At 72.3% G+C, this 12,733-nt stretch carries 13 protein-coding genes; 3 read left to right on the top strand and 10 right to left on the bottom strand.

What is annotated here, in order from left to right; translation table 11 throughout:
• Window positions 1-37 precede the first annotated feature (37 nt).
• Window positions 38-1,153: a DUF2776 family protein gene (locus ACI1MP_RS33745; protein WP_404870337.1), complete on the top strand. Its 1,116-nt coding sequence runs from the start codon at window positions 38-40 to the stop codon at window positions 1,151-1,153.
• A 42-nt stretch (window positions 1,154-1,195) separates the two neighbouring features.
• Here the strand turns inward: ACI1MP_RS33745 and ACI1MP_RS33740 are convergent, their stop codons facing one another.
• The 9 genes from ACI1MP_RS33740 to ACI1MP_RS33700 form a co-directional block, all read right to left on the bottom strand.
• Complete coding sequence (locus ACI1MP_RS33740) at window positions 1,196-2,542, bottom strand: ammonium transporter (RefSeq protein ID WP_404870336.1); 1,347 nt, start codon at window positions 2,540-2,542, stop codon at window positions 1,196-1,198.
• Between the two features lie 24 nt (window positions 2,543-2,566).
• Window positions 2,567-3,526 (bottom strand): urease accessory protein UreD, encoded by a 960-nt coding sequence (locus tag ACI1MP_RS33735; RefSeq protein ID WP_404870868.1) that lies wholly within the window; start codon window positions 3,524-3,526, stop codon window positions 2,567-2,569.
• A 79-nt stretch (window positions 3,527-3,605) separates the two neighbouring features.
• Window positions 3,606-4,226: an urease accessory protein UreG gene (gene ureG, locus ACI1MP_RS33730; protein WP_100585568.1), complete on the bottom strand. Its 621-nt coding sequence runs from the start codon at window positions 4,224-4,226 to the stop codon at window positions 3,606-3,608.
• Between the two features lie 37 nt (window positions 4,227-4,263).
• Window positions 4,264-5,010, bottom strand: coding sequence for an urease accessory protein UreF (locus tag ACI1MP_RS33725; RefSeq protein WP_404870335.1), 747 nt, complete (start codon window positions 5,008-5,010; stop codon window positions 4,264-4,266).
• A gap of 5 nt (window positions 5,011-5,015) precedes the next feature.
• Window positions 5,016-6,740, bottom strand: a complete 1,725-nt coding sequence (gene ureC, locus ACI1MP_RS33720; RefSeq protein ID WP_404870334.1) for an urease subunit alpha — start codon at window positions 6,738-6,740, stop codon at window positions 5,016-5,018.
• Window positions 6,740-7,168: an urease subunit beta gene (locus tag ACI1MP_RS33715; protein WP_404870333.1), complete on the bottom strand. Its 429-nt coding sequence runs from the start codon at window positions 7,166-7,168 to the stop codon at window positions 6,740-6,742. Before ACI1MP_RS33715 ends, ureC begins: the two co-directional genes overlap by 1 nt.
• Window positions 7,165-8,070 carry a sirohydrochlorin chelatase gene (locus ACI1MP_RS33710; protein WP_404870332.1) on the bottom strand — a complete coding sequence of 302 codons (906 nt, stop codon included), beginning with the start codon at window positions 8,068-8,070 and terminating at the stop codon, window positions 7,165-7,167. Before ACI1MP_RS33710 ends, ACI1MP_RS33715 begins: the two co-directional genes overlap by 4 nt.
• A gap of 3 nt (window positions 8,071-8,073) precedes the next feature.
• A complete protein-coding gene (locus tag ACI1MP_RS33705) occupies window positions 8,074-8,379 on the bottom strand; it encodes an urease subunit gamma (protein WP_100585564.1) in 306 nt (101 codons plus the stop codon).
• A 77-nt stretch (window positions 8,380-8,456) separates the two neighbouring features.
• The gene (locus ACI1MP_RS33700; protein ID WP_404870331.1) at window positions 8,457-9,458 is read right to left on the bottom strand and encodes an urea transporter; all 1,002 of its coding nucleotides are present in this window, start codon (window positions 9,456-9,458) and stop codon (window positions 8,457-8,459) included.
• Between the two features lie 159 nt (window positions 9,459-9,617).
• On the opposite strand from ACI1MP_RS33700, the gene ACI1MP_RS33695 reads away from it, so the two are divergent.
• Both ACI1MP_RS33695 and crcB read left to right on the top strand, forming a co-directional pair.
• Window positions 9,618-10,115 carry a fluoride efflux transporter FluC gene (locus tag ACI1MP_RS33695; RefSeq protein WP_380337368.1) on the top strand — a complete coding sequence of 166 codons (498 nt, stop codon included), beginning with the start codon at window positions 9,618-9,620 and terminating at the stop codon, window positions 10,113-10,115.
• Window positions 10,105-10,482 (top strand): fluoride efflux transporter CrcB, encoded by a 378-nt coding sequence (gene crcB, locus ACI1MP_RS33690; protein ID WP_100585562.1) that lies wholly within the window; start codon window positions 10,105-10,107, stop codon window positions 10,480-10,482. Before ACI1MP_RS33695 ends, crcB begins: the two co-directional genes overlap by 11 nt.
• A gap of 247 nt (window positions 10,483-10,729) precedes the next feature.
• Here crcB and ACI1MP_RS33685 read toward each other — a convergent pair whose 3' ends face one another.
• Window positions 10,730-12,727: a S9 family peptidase gene (locus tag ACI1MP_RS33685; RefSeq protein WP_404870330.1), complete on the bottom strand. Its 1,998-nt coding sequence runs from the start codon at window positions 12,725-12,727 to the stop codon at window positions 10,730-10,732.
• Between the last annotated feature and the right edge of the window lie 6 nt (window positions 12,728-12,733).

Here is a 12,733-nt window from a genome sequence, read left to right as displayed (position 1 = left end):
CCCGAGGATGAGGGCGACGCCACCACCGGGAGGCCTGGTGAACGACAAGATCAGCGTCCTGTTCCGTGCCATTCCCGTGCTGATGGGCGCGGTGTCGGCGGCGCTGGGCGGCTACGTCCTCGCCCACGCCTCCGGGCCGAGTGCCCGCGTCGCGGGCCTGGTGCTGGTCTTCCTGGCCGCCATCTGCCTGTGCCTGTTCGCGACGGCAGCGACGATCATCAGGCAGCTCATCGGCCGCTTCACCGCGCTGGACAAGGTGCTGTACCCGGTGTTCGGGTTCGCGGTCAGTGGCGTCACCATCGGCTACGGGCTCTCCCTGCTGGCCGAGACTCCGCGGCCGGCACCGGACTTCGTCGCCGGGCACGTGGTGTTCGGGGTCGGCATGATCTGCGTCTGCGTCTCGTGCGTCGCCACAGCTTCCACCCGGTTCGTGAAGATCACCGAGAACTCCGCACTGCCCGAGGGCTCGCCGCCGCTGTCGCCGGCGCCGTTCGGCGCGTTCACCGTCCGGGCTCTGCCGGCGCTCCCCGTCCTGGCGGCCGTGATCACCTGGGTGTGGGCCGTCGTCCTGCTGGCGGGCGGAGGCGGCGGGGACCGCGACGGGCGGTTCACCGCCGGACACGTGATGGTGGGCCTGGCGCTCGTCTGCACCTGCCTGATCGGGCTGGTGGCCAGTATTCTGCGGCAGATCCAGAACACGTACTCCGCCCGGGAGCGGGTGCTCTGGCCCGGTGTGGCCGCCGCCTGCGGCGCGGTCGCCGTCGTCTGGGCCGTGATCGTCCTCGCCGTGCACACCCGGTCCGCCCAACTGGCCGCCGCCTACGTGCTGATCGGGCTCGGGCTGATCTGCTGGAGCATCCTCAGCAAGGTGCTGCTGCTCGCGCTGGTCTGGCGCCGGGACGCCCCGCTGGCGAACCGGGTCCCGCTGATCCCGGTCGGCACGGCCCTGCTGTGCCTGTTCCTCTCCTCCTTCCTGTTCGAGTCCGCCGGTCCTGCAGTGATCGTCCCGGCCCGGGTCCTGGTCGGCCTCGGCTGCATCTGCTTCTCGCTGTTCTCCATCGTCTCCATCCTGGAGAGCGGCACCGGCGGCGGGGACGGCACACAGGAGGACGACGACAGGGCCGATCCGGTCAGCGGCGCAGGGTCCGTCTGAGGCATCCCGGCGAGGTGGCTGCGTGACGGCCGACGACGCGCGTCAGTCCTGGCGGCGGGTGCGGAGCAGTTCGGCGACTTTTCGGACGAGTTCGCTGTCGCTGCGGCCGGCGCCCTCGGCGACCAGGGTGCCGAGGCGTTCGGCGGTGAGGGTGTCGTAGGCGGTCTCGGCCTCCGCGCCCGGAACGTGGGCGTACTCGGTGGCGTCCCGGAAGCCGATCGTCAGGTCGACGGCCTTGGCGAGCAGCCAGCTGAGCAGGAACGAGAAGGCGCCCACGGCGAGGACGGCGAGGACCTGCTTGCCGAGCAGGCTCCAGCCGCCACCGTAGAACAGGCCTTTCTGGCCGCTGATCCGGGCGGTGGCGAACAGGCCGACCATCAGCAGGCCCGTGATGCCGCCGACGCCGTGCACGCCGACCACGTCAAGGGTGTCGTCCACACCGAAGCGGTACTTGAGGGTGATGGCGAACGCGCAGACCGCGCCGGCGACCAGGCCGGTGATCACCGCGCCGAGCGGGTTGATCTCGCCGCAGGCGGGGGTGATGGCGACCATGCCGGCGACCGCGGCGGAGACCACGCCGGTGGTGCTGACCCGACCGGTCTGCAGTTTTTCGACCAGGGGCCAGGTGACCATGGCGGCAGCCGCGCCGAGCTGGGTGTTGAGGAAAGCCGCGGCGGCGGTGCCCTGGTCGCTGAGTGCGGAGCCGGAGTTGAAGCCGAACCAGCCGAACCAGAGCAGCCCGACGCCGATCACCACCAGCGGGATGTTGTTGGGGCGCTCCTCGCGGCGGGCCCAGTCGCGGGGGCCGCGCAGGGCGAGCGCGACGGCCAGTCCGGCGGCGCCGGAGGCGAGTTCGACCGGCAGGCCGCCGGCGAAGTCGAGCGCGCCGAGCTGGTGGTGGATCCACCCCTGGGAGTCGAACACCCAGTGCGCGGCGGGCGCGTAGACGATCAGCAGCCAGAGCGGGACGAACACCAGCCAGCCGCGCATCCGGGCCCGGTCGGCGATGGAGCCGCTGATCAGGGCGACGGTGACGATGGCGAAGCCCATCTGGAAGGTGGCGAAGATGTAGGTGGGGATGGCGCCGGTGAGGGTGGTGAGCTGGATGCCGCGGAAGAACGCCCGGTCGGCGTTGCCGATCAGGCCGACCCCGCCGACGTCCGGCCCGAAGGCCAGGGTGTAGCCGAGCGCCCACCAGACCAGGGTGCCGAAGGCGAGCGCGGCGAAGCTCATCTTGATCATCATCAGGATGTGCCGGACCCGGACCATGCCGCCGTAGAAGAACGCCAGTCCGGGCGTCATCAGCAGCACCATGGCGGTGGATGCCAGCAGCCAGGCCGTGTCGCCGGCGTTGTAGGCCGGGGGCATCGGCGGGGGCGCGGTCAGCACGGGTTCTACCTCCAGGACGGCGGGTCAGGTCTTGCGCAGGACGGGCGCGGGGCTGCCGGTGAGCAGCAGGCGGACGGCGCGCCAGGCGGTGTCGAGCGCGGCGGCGGTGCGGACGGGGCTGTCCTCCAGCAGGCGCAGCCAGGCCCCGCTGTCCTCGGGGAGGGTGGAGACGCCGAAGTGGAGGCCGTGTCCGTCGAGGGCGCGGTGCAGGGCGTCGGCGATCTCGGCGGCGGGGCGCAGGTCGCTGACGACGAACAGGGTGGCCAGCTGGTCGTGTCCGGCGAACACGGCGGGCCCGGTGACGGCGCTCCGGTCGCCGTCGGGGACCAGGCGCAGGGTGTCGACGGCGAGCAGGGTGCCGTCGGGGCGGGCGATCTCCAGGTCGGTGGCGAGCACCCGGTAGTCGTGGCGTTCACCGCGGGCGAGCCGGCCGGCGGTGATCGTCTCGCCGAGGACGACGGTGGCGCCGGGGGCGGCGGCGACGGTGGTGCGCTGGTAGAACCGGGCGTCGCGGAACGGGATCAGCGGGTCGGGCAGGTACTCCAGGTACGCGCCGTCGCCGGCCCGCAGGTTGACGAGCTGGGTGGCGTAGTCCTGTTCCATCCGGAACACCTTGGTGGCGGCCTGGGTGGTGAGGTGGACGTGGGTGCCGGGGCCGCAGCGCACGTCGATCCGGTAGCGGTCGGCCTGGGTGACCCCGCCGCCGGTGGCCATCAGGTAGACGTACGCGGCGTCGGGGTGGGCGGGGTCGAGCCGCAGCGGGCGCATGATCTGCAACGGGGTCTTCTGGTAGCGCTCGACCAACTCGGTGCGGCCGCCGCGCAGTTCGAAGCCGAGGTCGAGGATGCCGACCTTGGCGGGCGAGCCGGGGGCGAGGGTGTCGGGCCGACCGGCCCAGCCGGCCACCTCGGCGGGGAGGCGGCCGGCCGACCAGTACGGCTCGGCGAGCCGGTCGACGGCCGGCCGCGCCGGGACGGAGGTCATGCCGGTGGGGACATGTCGGGGAGCCTGCCGGGTCTCGGTGGGTCGGTCGGCGGCCGGCCGGGGCGGAGCGAGAGTCATGTCAGATCAGTGCCTTGCGCCGGGCGCCGAGGAAGGAGGCGAGCTCCTCGATGCCGACTCCGTCGAGCGAGTTGGTGAGGAGGACCGGCCGGCCGTCGCGGACCTTGTGCGCGTCGGCCTCCATCACCTCGATGTCGGTGCGCACGTACTGGGCGATGTCGATCTTGTTGATGACCAGCAGGTCGGACTCGGTGATGCCGGGGCCGCGCTTGCGGGGCATCTTCTCGCCCTCTGCGGTGTCCAGGACGAACACGAAGACGTCGACCAGGGCGGGGCTGAAGGTCAGGGTGAGGTTGTCGCCGCCGGATTCGTACAGCAGGGTGTCGACCTCGGGGAAGCGTTCCAGCAGTTCGGCGCCGGCGGCGAGGTTCATCGTCGGGTCGTCGCGGACGGCAGTGTGCGGGCAGGCGCCGGTCTCCACGCCGACCACCAGTTCGGGGTCGAGGACGCCGTCGAGGGTGCGGCGGACGTGCTGGGCGTCCTCCTGGGTGTAGATGTCGTTGGTGATCACGGCGGGGCGGTGGCCGCGGGCGATCAGCACCGGCACCAGCGCCTCGATCAGCGCGGTCTTGCCGGAGCCGACCGGCCCGCCGATCCCGATCCGCAGTACGTTGTCGTCCACAGTGCTCCTTGTCGTGCGAGGTGGCTCCGGGCCACTCTCAGCTGGCGAACAGTCGGGCCTCGGCGCGCTCGTGGCGGCCGGACATGATGTCGGCGGCGAAGGCGGTCGAACCGAGGTCCGCCGGCTCCCGTGCCAGCGCCGCCCGGACGGTCTCCTCGATCACCGGGGCGGCGCCGCGCAGCAGTACCTGGGCCTTGCGGTGGTCGGTGAGCCGCAGCCGCAGCGCGGCCCCGGCGAAGCTGGCGCTGAACGCGAACAGGTCGCTCGCGACGGCCTGCGCGGCGGGCACTCCGGCGGCGGCGTACACGATCCCGGCGGCGACGGCCTGGCAGCCGGGCGCCCGACGGTCCTTCACCAGTCGCAGGTAGGCGGGGATCGCCGGGTGGTCGAAGACCTCCGCCGACAGGTCGAGCAGCTGCCGCCCGGTCCGGGTGGCGGCCTGCCGCATCTCGCGGCTCAGCCTGCCCGCGTACAGCCGCCGGTCGACCCGAACGGCATCCGTCAACTCCCCTTCCGTGCAGGCCCGGTGGGCGAGCGCCAGCGCGGTGGCGTCGCCGGGGCCGACACCGTGCCGGAGCAGGTCGGCGAGCAGCGCGGGGAGGGTGTCGGGGGTGACGGCGCCGGCCTGGGCGTAGCCCTCCAGGCTGTGCGAGAGGGTGTAGAAGCCGCTGGGGAAGGCGGAGTCGGCGAGTTGCAGGCTGACCAGCAGGGCCGAGAGCCCCTCGGACAGGGCCTGCTCGGGGGCCTGCGCCGCGGTGTCCGGGTGGTCCGGGCGGGGGAACATCCGCGCTACACCACGAAGTACAGCTGGTTCAGCGGCAGCGTCTCGGCGGGTTCGATGGTGGTGACCTCGCCGTCCAGGGAGACCTTGAAGGTCTCCGGGTCGACCTCGACCTTCGGCAGCGCGTTGTTGCGGACCATGTTGTGCTTGCCGATGACCCGGGTGCCGCGCACCGGCAGCACTCTGCGCTTGAGGCCCAGCTTCTCCGGGACGCCGGCGGCGATGCCCGCCTGCGACATGAAGGTGACGTGGGTGGACTCCTGGGCCCGTCCGAACTGGCCGAACATCGGCCGGTAGATCACCGGTTGCGGGGTGGGCAGGGAGGCGTTCGGGTCGCCCATCTGCGCCCAGGAGATGATCCCGCCCTTGATGATCATCTTGGGTTTGGCGGCGAACGAGTGGATCGGCCAGAGCACGATGTCCGCGAGCTTGCCGGGTTCCAACGAGCCGATGTACTCGGAGATGCCGGTGGCGATGGCCGGGTTGATGGTGACCTTGGCCAGGTAGCGCAGCACCCGCTGGTTGTCGTTGCGGGCGCTGTCGCCGTCCAGCGGGCCGCGCTTGTCCTTGCAGTGGTGCGCGATCTGGAAGCAGCGGGTGACGGATTCGCCGACCCGCCCCATGGCCTGGGAGTCGGAGGAGATCATGCTGATCACGCCGAGGTCGTGCAGCACCGATTCGGCGGCGATGGTCTCGGCCCGCACCCGGCTGTCGGCGAAGGACACGTCCTCCGGGATGTCGTGGTTGAGGTGATGACAGACCATCACCATGTCGAGCAGTTCGTCCACCGAGTTCTTGGTGTACGGCAGCGTCGGGTTGGTGGAGGACGGCAGGATGTTGGCCTCGCCGGTGACCCGCAGGATGTCGGGGGCGTGACCGCCGCCCGCGCCCTCGGAGTGGAAGGTGTGGATGGTGCGGCCGTCGATCGCCGAGCGGGTGTCCTCGAAGAAGCCGGACTCGTTGAGGCTGTCGGTGTGGATCGCCACCTGCACGTCGTGCCGGTCGGCGACGCTCAGCGCGTTGTCGATCACCGCCGGGGTCGCGCCCCAGTCCTCGTGCACCTTGAGCGCGCAGGCGCCTGCCTCGATCTGCTCGTCCAGCGCGCCGGGCAGGCTGCCGTTGCCCTTGCCCATGATGCCGATGTTGACCGGCACCTTCTCGGCCGCCTCCAGGAAGCGGGCGATGTTGAACGGGCCGGGGGTGCAGGTGGTGCCGTTGGTGCCGTCGGACGGGCCGGTGCCGCCGCCGATCAGCGTGGTGATGCCGTTGGTCAGCGCCTGCTGGGCCTGCTGCGGGGAGATCAGGTGGACGTGGGTGTCGATCGCGCCGGCGGTGGCGATCAGGTGTTCGCCGGAGATCGCCTCGGTGCCGGGGCCGACCACCAGCTTCGGGTGGACGTTGTTCTGGGTCTGCGGGTTGCCGGACTTGCCGATGCCCGCGATGAAGCCGTCCTTGATGCCGATGTCGCACTTGACGATGCCGAGGACCGGGTCGATCACCACCACGTTGGTGATCACGGTGTCCAGTGCGCCCTGCGCGGCGGTGGCCTGCGGGTCGGAGCCCATGCCGTCGCGCATCGACTTTCCGCCGCCGTAGACGATCTCGTCACCGTACAGGCCCTCGCTGTAGTCCTTCTCCACCTCCACGATCAGGTTGGTGTCGGCCAGTTGGAACCGGTCGCCGACAGTGGGCCCGAACATGTCAGTGTACTGCTTGCGGGACAGGATCGGCATCAGTGCGCACCCTTCTTCTTCGCGGAGCCCTTGGCGGCGCTCTTCTCGTCCTTCGGCCCTTCGGCTCCTTCGAAGCCCAGTTCCAGGGCGCGGTGGAAGGCCTCGATGCGGGCCGGGTGGGAGACCACGCTGCCGTTGATCAGACCGCTGAAGCCGACCAACCGGCCGGTGCCGGCGTACTCGCACAGCTCGACCTGGCGGGTGCCTCCGGGTTCGATCCGCACCGAGGTCCCCGCGGGGATGTTCAGGTGCATGCCGAGCGTTTCGTCCCGGTCGAACCGCAGCGCCGGGTTCACCTCGAAGAAGTGGAAGTGCGAGCCGATCTGGATCGCCCGGTCGCCGGTGTTGACCACCTCGACGGTGACGGTGCGGCGGCCGGCGTTGATCTCGATGTCGCCGTCGCCGTACAGGTACTTTCCGAATGTCATGGGTGGCTCCTTGCGCCCGCCGAGGCAACGGGTCGGGTGTGGGGGGGCGGGGTGGGCGAGTGGACGTACGTGTGGGCCTGCGGGGAGTGACCGTGGGACCGGTCCTCCCCGGAACCGTGGTGATGGTGGTGGTCCGCACCGGGTCCGTGGGTGTGGGTGTGGCCCTCCCCCGGTCCGTGGGTGTGGCCGAGACCGTGGCCGTGGGCGGCGCCGAGCGCACGGTCGACTCCGTCGTCCTCGCCCTCGCGCAGCAGGCGGACGGCGTCGGCGACCCGGGCGGCGAGCACCGCTGCGAGCGCGGCCGGGCTGAGCATCGGACCGGCGTCGAGCACCCGGACGCCGTCGATCGCGGACGGCCGGGGGACGGGGGTGAACGAGGCGGGGAGCAGGGCGATGCGCCGCGCCCCGAGCAGCGCGCACCGCCGCACCCCCTCGACGGGGTCGGGGTCGCCGCCGACGAACGCGGTCTCCACCAGCCGGTGCCGCCCGTAGCAGCGCACCAGCCGGGCGACGCGGTACAGCTCCGCGTCCTCGTACGGGTCGCCGGCGGGCGCGGTGACGAGCAGCGCCGCGTCCGCGGGCACGGTCGTCGCGGCGGCGCGCAGCCAGCCGATCAGGTGCTCGGCGGTGCCGAACGGCCGGGCGACGGCCACGCCCCGGCGCGACTCGGGCGGCAGGCCGCGGACGGTGCGGGCGGCGTCGGCGACGAGTTCGAGGTCGCGGCCCAGCGTCATCGGGACGACCACGACGTCCTGCCCGGCGGGGCGGGCGGCGAGCGCCCGGGCCAGCTCCCGTCCGCCGGTGACCACGCCGGTCCCGGGCCCGGCGAGTCGGCGCAGCGCGGCGCCGTTGGCGGATTCGTGGCCGCAGACCGCAAGGACGTGGGCGTGGGGGCGGGCCATCGGTCAGCCGCCGATGGGATCGTGCACGGAGACCAGCTTGGTCCCGTCCACGAAGGACGCCTCGACCTGGAGCAGGGGGAGCATCTGCCGCACGCCGTCCATGCAGGCGTCGGGGCCGATCACGTGCCGGCCGAGTTCCATGCAGTCGGCGACGGACCTGCCGTCCCGGGCGGCTTCCAGGATGGCCTCGGTGATCAGGGCGACCGCTTCGCTGTAGTTCAGCTTGAGGCCGCGGCCCTGGCGCTTGCGGGCCAGGTCGGCGACGACGTAGACGACCAGCTTGTCGAGTTCGCGGGGCGCGAGGTTCATCGGGTTCCTTCCTCGGGACTGGGGAAACGGGTCTGGGGCGGCGGCCGGGGGCACCTCGCGCGAGGGGTGACGGGGTGTCAGCCGGCCTCGGCATGCCGGAGTCTGGGCAGCAGGGGGACGGCAGCCATCAGCATCCAGGTGGTGAGGATGAACGGCCACGTGAAGGTGTGGCCGTGGAAGGGCTTGAAGAGCGTGGTGATGGCCGCGGTCAGCCCGGTGGACACGCCCGCACCGAATGCGGCGTAGCAGGCGTTCCAGACCGTGCCCGCGAGGAACACCGCGCCGACGGCGATGCCGACCAGGACGGCGTTGTAGCCGTAGATGCCCTCGCGGATCAGCTCGGTCGGGGCGCCGAGCGCCCAGGCCGAGACGATGCCCACCACGCTGCCCAGGGCAGCGGCGAGCAGCACTCGCATCCCCGCGAACGCCAGGCCCACCAGCATGATCAGCCCGACGTACCAGCTGTCCACCAGGAAGATCTGCGAGACGTTGGAGAAGAACGCGCGCCACAGGTCCGACCAGGCGATTCCGGTGTCGCCCATGGTGGGGTTGGCGACCGGCGAGGGGGCGCCGTGCCAGATCCGCGCGAAGGAGGGCGCGCCGTGCACCATCACGCCGGACACGATGCAGAACGGCGAGGTCAGCGCAGTCAGACCGTAGGGCTTCATGAAGTGGGTGACCGTCGCCGTGAGGACGGTGCAGATCACGCAGGCGGCCACCGTGAGCAGGTAGGTCGAGAGGTGGTTGCCGAGGAAGACCACCATGGCGATGCCGGTGAGACAACCTGAATAGCCCTGCAGACCCTGGGCGATGGAGCCGCGGTCGACGGCGAGCAGGTAGGCCGTGGCGGTGGAGATCAGGGTGCCCAGGGTGGCGAACAGACCGACCTTCCAGCCCGCGGCCCACAGGGCGGCCAGGATGAACGCACCGGTGAGCAGCTGCGGCTGCAGATCGACCTGGCCGACGCCGCGCAGCGAGGCGACCAGGTACGCCAACGGCTCCCGGTCCCAGATCCGGCGAGTGTCCTGCCCTGCACCGTCGGCGTCACCTTGTGTCACGATTTCCCCTGAATGTCCCATCCGCGCCGAACATTGTGAAATACGTTGATCTGCAAGGTTTCTGTCCGGCAGTCATGTCTAACCGACCCGGACGGTCACCCGCATGCGGTGGCGGACGGTGACCGACGGTTTTCGCCTGATCAGCCCACGTTCGGGTTCCGATGGAAGGAACGCGCTCCCGTGACCAACCCCTACTTCGACCTGAAGGACCGTCCGCTCCGCCCGCCCGGCCACGCCCACTCCGAGCACGCGCCCGGCCGCCAGCTGCCGATCGTCCTCGCGGTGGCCGCCGGCGGCGGTCTCGGCGCCGTCGCCCGCTACGCGGTGGAGCGCGCCTGGGTGACGTCCGGCACCGCGTTCCCCTGGCCGATCCTGACCGTCAACGCGGTGGGCTGCACCGTGATGGGCGCGCTGATGACGGTGCTGACCGCCCGCTTCCCGCAGGCCAAGAAGCTGGCCGGCGCCCTGCTGGGCACCGGGTTCCTCGGCGGCTTCACCACCTTCTCGCACTACGAGAACGGCGTCCGGGAGCTGTTCCACGCCCACGCCCCCGGCACGGCTTTCGCCTACCTGCTGCTGACGGTGGCCGCGGCGCTGGCCGGCGTCACGCTCGGGGTGTTCGCGGCCCGCGCCGTCGTGGGCACCCCCGCGCACCAGGAGGCGCCCCGTGGTCACTGACTGGCTGCTCGTCCTGGCCGGCGGCATGCTCGGCGCACCCACCCGCTACCTGACCGGAGTCGCCGTCAAATCCCGGGTGCACAGCCCGTTCCCGTTCGGAACGCTGACCGCCAACGCCGCCGCCTGCCTGATCCTCGGTTTCCTCTCCGAGGCGGTCCTGCGCGACCGGCTCGGCCCCGACCCCGAACTGTTGCTGGCCACCGGCTTCTGCGGCGCCCTGTCCACCTGGTCCACCTTCTCCTACGAGGTGTTCACCCTCACCTCCACCCGCCGGGTCGCGATCGCCGCCCTCTACGTGGTGGTCGCCGTGGCACTCGGCCTCGGCCTGTCCTTCACGGGCGCAGCCATCGCCGGCGGCATCTGGTGAACCTGCCGGGCGCGCCGAGGGTTCACTGACGGGCCACCACCCCGAACACGGTGAGGTCCGCACGCGCAGCGGGAGGCCGCCGGGCCGCCCCGGCGTCAAGCGGCCGGGCGTTCGGGCTTCTCGGCCGGCACGCTGTCGATCGGCAGGGCCGGGAAGCGGCTCGGCGCCACCATGACGTGAGGGTAGGGCACTTGTCGCATCGTGGTCCGGGTCGGGTTCCTGACCCGGACCATCGGGGCGTCCTCGCTCACGCCCCGGCGCGGGCTCGCAGCAGGCGGTCGTACCAGGCGCGGACGCGCCGGAGGGCGTCGAGCTGGTGGGCGCGTTCCTCCAGTCCGTGGCCCTCGCGGGGGTAGACGACGAACTCGTGCTCGACGCCGAAGTGGCGCAGGGCGCGGTGGAAGTGGATCGCCTGGCCGAGCGGGACGTTGGTGTCCTGCTCGCCGTGCAGGATCAGCATCGGGGTGCGGATCCGGGCCGCGTGGGAGAGGGGGCTGTTCCGGTCGTGGAGGTGCGGCCCCGGGCCGTCCCATCCGTTGCTGCCGCCGAGCGCCGCGTCGAGGATCCCCCAGTCGCCCGTCCCGGCCTGCGCGCCCCAGTCGCTGATGCCGGCGCCCATCATGGCGGCCTTGAACCTGTCCGTCCGTCCGATCGCCCAGGCCGCGAGGAAGCCGCCGTGGCTCCAGCCGCCGATGCCCAGCCGCTCGGGGTCGGCGACGCCCTGCGCCACCAGCAGGTCGATGAAGCCGAGGACGTCGGTCCACTCGTCGCCGCCGACCGCGCCCGCGGCCGTGGCGGCGAACTCGTGGCCGTGCCCCGCGCCGCCCCGGGGGTTGGGCAGGAGGACGGCGTACCCGGCGGCCGCCAGCCACTGGCCGCAGTCGACCGCGTTGAGGGCGAATTCGTCGGCGTACCGGGAGTAGGGGCCGCCGTGGACCAGGGTGACGAGCGGGAACGGGCCGTCGTCCCGGGCCCGGCCGACCGGCAGGATCAGCAGGCCGTCCAACTGGAGCCCGTCGGCGGCCCGGTGACTCAGGCGTTCCTGAACTCCCCAGCGAATCCCCCGCAGTTCGGGTGCGGTGTCGCCGATCCGGACCAGCGGTCCGCCGACGGGTCCGGCGTGGACGTCCTTGGGCTCGTACGCCGTGCCCGCCAGCAGGGCGACGGTGTCCCCGGAGCGGCTCGCGGTGAGCCCGGCGAGCAGGCCGGGGGCCTTGGACAGCTGCTGGAACCGCAGCGTCTCCGGGTCGAGCCGGTACAGCGCGGTGTCCAGTCCGTCGGCGAACAGCGCGAGCGGGGGCCCGTCCGCGACCTGCACCAGCTCGGTCGGGCAGACGGACATGCCGGCGGTGAGGTTGCGGTGTTCGACGGCCGGGCCGGTCGTCGGCGGGACGGTGTCGACCACGGCGAGCCCGCCGATCACATGCCCGGGAGTCACTGCCAGATGGGCCAGGTGCCAGCCGCCGTCGTGCTTCCACCAGGCCGGGGACTGCGCCTCGGCCCCGACCGGACCCAGGTCGTGGACGGCCCCCGAGCCCGGGTCGACCACGTGCAGTTCCGCCGTCATGACGCCGTGGCCGAGCTCGGGGGTGGACCAGCTCAGCACCGCCAGCGGACCGCCGTCCGGACGCTGGGTCACCTCGACCACATGCCGGTCGCCGAGGCCGTCCACGGTGCGGACCACGCCGCTCGTCAGGTCGAGCAGGCGCAGCCGGGTGGGCGGCAGGTGCCGGCCCCAGACCTTGGCGTCGTCGCGCTCGGCCTCCCGCCGTTCGTCCTCGGCGGTGGGTTCGTCCGCGGCGAGCAGGGCGACGGTGCGGCCGTCGAGGAGCGGACAGTGGTCGACGATCCCGCCGCGCCGGCCGGTCAGGGTCTCGGCCGTGTCCTCGCCGCCGTCCAGGCGGATCCGCCGGAGCTGCGCGCCGCCCTCCTCCTCGCGGTCGGAGGTGAAGAACAGAGCCGCCGAGTCCGGCGCCCACTTCGGCGCGAGCTCGCGGGCCGCGCCGTCGGTCAGCCTGCGCGGAGCGGCGCTGCCGTCGACGGCGGCGACCAGGACGGTCCCGGACGGCCGCCCGCCCGCACCCCCGTGCGCGACCACGCCGTAGGCGACCAGTCGGCCGTCCGGCGAGACGGCCGGCGTCACGGCGGCAGCGATGTCCACCACCAGCTCGGCGGTCAGCGGGTCGGTCGGCTCGGGGTGCGGCATGCGGGCGGCCTCTCGCTCGTCGGTACGGCAGGCAGACATCCTGAC

Origin of the sequence: Kitasatospora griseola, assembly GCF_044999035.1 — a bacterium.
Taxonomy (GTDB): Bacteria; Actinomycetota; Actinomycetes; order Streptomycetales; family Streptomycetaceae; genus Kitasatospora; species Kitasatospora griseola.
The sequence above is the reverse complement of the archived record's forward strand: the minus strand, read 5'-3'. Positions and strand labels throughout refer to the sequence as shown.

Bases quoted from the DNA above. Each gene is read 5' to 3' on its own strand.
- ACI1MP_RS33735 (WP_404870868.1), bottom strand. From the start codon at position 3,526: ATGACCTCCGTCCCGGCGCGGCCGGCCGTCGACCGGCTCGCCGAGCCG.
- ACI1MP_RS33700 (WP_404870331.1), bottom strand. From the start codon at position 9,458: ATGGGACATTCAGGGGAAATCGTGACACAAGGTGACGCCGACGGTGCA.
- ACI1MP_RS33715 (WP_404870333.1), bottom strand. From the start codon at position 7,168: ATGACATTCGGAAAGTACCTGTACGGCGACGGCGACATCGAGATCAAC.
- ureC (WP_404870334.1), bottom strand. From the start codon at position 6,740: ATGCCGATCCTGTCCCGCAAGCAGTACACTGACATGTTCGGGCCCACT.
- ACI1MP_RS33685 (WP_404870330.1), bottom strand. From the start codon at position 12,727: ATGTCTGCCTGCCGTACCGACGAGCGAGAGGCCGCCCGCATGCCGCAC.
- ACI1MP_RS33705 (WP_100585564.1), bottom strand. From the start codon at position 8,379: ATGAACCTCGCGCCCCGCGAACTCGACAAGCTGGTCGTCTACGTCGTC.
- ACI1MP_RS33725 (WP_404870335.1), bottom strand. From the start codon at position 5,010: ATGTTCCCCCGCCCGGACCACCCGGACACCGCGGCGCAGGCCCCCGAG.
- ACI1MP_RS33710 (WP_404870332.1), bottom strand. From the start codon at position 8,070: ATGGCCCGCCCCCACGCCCACGTCCTTGCGGTCTGCGGCCACGAATCC.